Annotated in this window: 4 pseudogenes; 3 read left to right on the top strand and 1 reads right to left on the bottom strand. The window is 63.2% G+C overall.

Annotated features, from left to right (window positions below):
* Window positions 1-91 precede the first annotated feature (91 nt).
* Window positions 92-342 (top strand): annotated as a pseudogene (locus AC0L3D_RS36265) (transposase); the annotation flags it as partial.
* A 324-nt stretch (window positions 343-666) separates the two neighbouring features.
* Here the strand turns inward: AC0L3D_RS36265 and AC0L3D_RS36260 are convergent.
* Window positions 667-1,847: pseudogene (locus tag AC0L3D_RS36260) on the bottom strand (IS110 family RNA-guided transposase).
* 262 nt (window positions 1,848-2,109) lie between these two features.
* Between AC0L3D_RS36260 and AC0L3D_RS36255 the strand changes: the two are divergent.
* Together AC0L3D_RS36255 and AC0L3D_RS36250 are read left to right on the top strand one after the other, a co-directional pair.
* A pseudogene (locus AC0L3D_RS36255) lies at window positions 2,110-2,312 on the top strand (transposase); the annotation flags it as partial.
* A gap of 179 nt (window positions 2,313-2,491) precedes the next feature.
* Window positions 2,492-2,826, top strand: a pseudogene (locus AC0L3D_RS36250) (hypothetical protein); the annotation flags it as partial.

Genomic DNA, 2,826 nt, shown 5'->3' with positions numbered 1-2,826 from the left:
GACAGACGCGATCAACACCACGCCGGCGGCACACACCCTCCTTGCCGCTCCGCAATCGCGGAGCGGGTTAGTCCAATGCACGTTATGCCGACGTCGGCATAACGTGCACTTCCTCATAAACGCGCTCGACTACGTGCCGCGCAAGGTCGATGACGACTGCCTGATGGAGCTCAGATGGTTCTATGACCGGCGCGACCTAGCCGAGGTCAAGCGCGACCTGGCGCAGTGGATCGCCAAATGGCAGGCCAAATACCCGAAGCTGGTGAATTGGGTGGAGAACCACATCGAGGAGAGACGCTGAGCTTCTATCGGCTGCCGCTGCCGTATCACAAGCATATGAAGTACATCGACAAGCCTGATTTCGGCTTTTTCGATTCCTGGTGCGTTTCTTTGTTCGGCTCAGGTGAGCCTGTTTCTTCGTCCCGGCCCACAGGATTTCCCGTGCGAGCGTGTCGAGACGCTGTCAAGGCTGGCCGGTGCGGTGGCGGCACGGCCGGCTGCGAGGTTTCCAGGCCACGCCTTGACGGCGTCGAGCACGGCGCCAGTCTGGAGCGGACCGAGACGGCGGTCGTGCCGGGACAGGACATTCCTTATGCTATATTTGTCCGCACGGACGACCACGTGGCAAAGAGTGGTGCGAGAGGATGAGAGTGCCGCCACCAGCCGTTATAGTCGTTCTGTGGCGTCCGTGCGCCGCTTCGGCCAGCGTGGCCGCCAATGCCGAACCATCAGCTCGTACGCTCGGCATTCTCGGCCGCGGCTTTCTCGCTGTTTCGCAACTCCTTCACGTTGTAGGCGTAAGCCGAACCGCGGCGACCGACACCGCGCTCGCCCGGCGCGCCAGCCTTAAGAGCGAGTTGCCTCTGCTTTGCCGCGACCAGCGCCGGGCGAGCCCAGAAGTAGTCTTGCTCCTTTGTCAGATGCCAGATCAATACCGCGAGCTTGCGGGCGACCGCCACGGCTGCGACCTGATGGCCACGCTTGTTGCGGATGCGTAGGAAGAAGGCCCTGAGCGGTCCAGGCGCCTTCGCCGCCGCCCAGGCGGCCTCGACCAGCATGGCGCGGGCATGGGAACGCCCATGTTTGCTGATCCGGCCATATTGCGCCAAGCCAAGACCGGATTGGCGCACACGCGGATTGAGGCCGAAGTAGCTCCACAGCCTCTGCGGCTCGCGGAACCGCCGGATGTCGCCGACGGCGGCGATGATACCGCTCGCGACGATGGCATTGACGCCGGTGATCGTCTGAAGCCGCCGGACTTGCACATCATCAACCGCTTCCCGGGCGATGTCGCGATCGAGGTCAGCCAGATCTTCGGCCAGGCGATCGATCTCGCGGATGTGGCGGGCGATAGCGGTCCGCTCGTCGTCGGGAAGCACCTGCCGCTCGAGCCAGGCGCGACCCCGACGGTTGAACAGATCGGCATGCGGGCACTTCGGCACGAGGTGCGCCTGCAGGACGCCATGCACCTCGTTCTTCACGCGCGTTCGATGCCGCACGACCTGGTTGCGCCGCGCGACGTGGCGGCGAAGCCGCTCAGTCCGCTCATCGGGAACCCAGACCTCCGGCAGAAAGCCGCTGGCATGGAGCTGCGCCAGAACGCCGGCATCGATGGGCGATCGCCTTCACCTGCATCGGGTTGGCGACAATACCCGGCCGATATAGGGCGACAGAACCCGCACCACCGCCATGGCGTTGCCCGTAGCCTCGATGACAACCTCATCCGTCCGTCGCAAACTGCGGCCGAACCCTTCCAGTCCCGAGCGGGTCATGTCGACCCGTCCGTGATGGCGCAGCCGGCCGTCTTCCCAAACCACCACCTCCGCAAAGGTGCGGTGGATGTCCATTCCAATCACACGTCTCATCGGCTCCTCCTCAAACAGTCGGGAGCCGGCGGGCGACGCGACACCTACGAATCCGCGCTCTCGGCGCAACCGGGCAGGTCGCAGGGGCGGCCAGCTACTAACGCGAGCTCGCAGCTCATCGAATTGATCGGCCTGCCCGCACTTGGCGTGCTCCCGGTGCCCCTGTCCCGGATGGTCGCACCATACGCCGAAAATCGCTCATCTCCAGCGGGGATCGGATGGCACCGTCATGATCATACCGGTTACAAACATGCTGGAGCGGCTGAACCAGGAGATCAAGCGGCGCACCCTGGTCGTTCGCATCTTCCCCAACCCGCAGAGCTGTTGCGGCTGGTTCGGGCATTGGCGGTGGAGATCCACGAGAACTGGCTCGAGGCGACCCGCTATCTCAACATGGATCATATGCGCGAGCACAAGAAGGAGAACCTGAGGGCACTGGCCGCCTGAGACGCGGCCGCCATGTCCGCCGCTCCGCTAAACACAGGGGCTGCGCGGCGGACACGCCAATGTCACCGCTGAATGCCACGCCATTTTTGCTGATGGGGTGGATGCCAGCCTTCTCCGACGGCATCGCAATGTGCCAAAGTTTGTGGTGTTAGCGCCACGCAAAGGAGAGGCAGGCATCCATGGAAAAGGTTACCATCATTGGGATCGATCTGGCAAAGAACGTCTTTCAGCTGCACGGGGCGGCAGCTGATGGATCGGTTGTGTTCCGCAAGAAGCTGTCGCGCCTGCAGTTTTGCAAGTTCATGGCGAGTCAACCGGCATGTGTCGTGGCGATGGAAGCGTGCGGCAGCTCCCACTACTGGGCCCGTCAGATGGCTCGGCTTGGCCATGAGCCAAGACTGATTGCCCCGGCCTATGTCAAACCGTTCGTCAAGCGGCAGAAGATGGGATGGTTGCCGCCCTCCCCAGACGGCATCGCAATGTGCCAAGGTCGTGGTGTTCAACGCCACATGAA

It is taken from the genome of Mesorhizobium sp. WSM4837 (assembly GCF_055811435.1).
Note: the sequence above shows the minus strand (reverse complement) of the source record. Positions and strands in the feature narration are given on the sequence as shown.